We start from the raw sequence: 364 nt of genomic DNA on the forward strand, positions 1-364 counted from the left end.
AGCTGTTTCCGGGTTGCGAGGAAAGAGCGCTCCAGCGTCCGAACCAGGGCCGTCAGCTGCTCCGGTTCACCTGCCGGAACGGCAGCGAGAAGAGCGCGGCTGCACAGCGCGGTGTGCCGCAGTCCCAGCGCCCCGGCCGTTGACACCAGGTCATGCGCCGTGCATTTCAGAAGCTCCCGGCTGCCGGCGAGGTCGTCCAGGCACACGGCGCAGGTCGCCACCGCGCCCCCGACCTCGTCAACGTGCCCGGTAACCCGGGCGACCCCCAGCAGTCCGGTCATGCGTGCCAGCTGCTCCGGGTCGACCAGAACATCCTCGTCGTCATCGGCAGCGACGCCGTCAGCCTGCTCCGCGGTCACAGGAT

General features: G+C 69.5%; 1 protein-coding gene. It reads right to left on the reverse strand.

Annotated elements, in window-relative coordinates; genetic code table 11:
* Positions 1–221: hypothetical protein (locus tag N826_RS45120; RefSeq protein ID WP_211099529.1), on the reverse strand; the 221-nt coding region annotated here is incomplete at its 3' end.
* Positions 222–364: the final 143 nt, after the last annotated feature.

The sequence above is a fragment of the Skermanella aerolata KACC 11604 genome, assembly GCF_000936425.1.
Lineage (GTDB): Bacteria > Pseudomonadota > Alphaproteobacteria > Azospirillales > Azospirillaceae > Skermanella > Skermanella aerolata.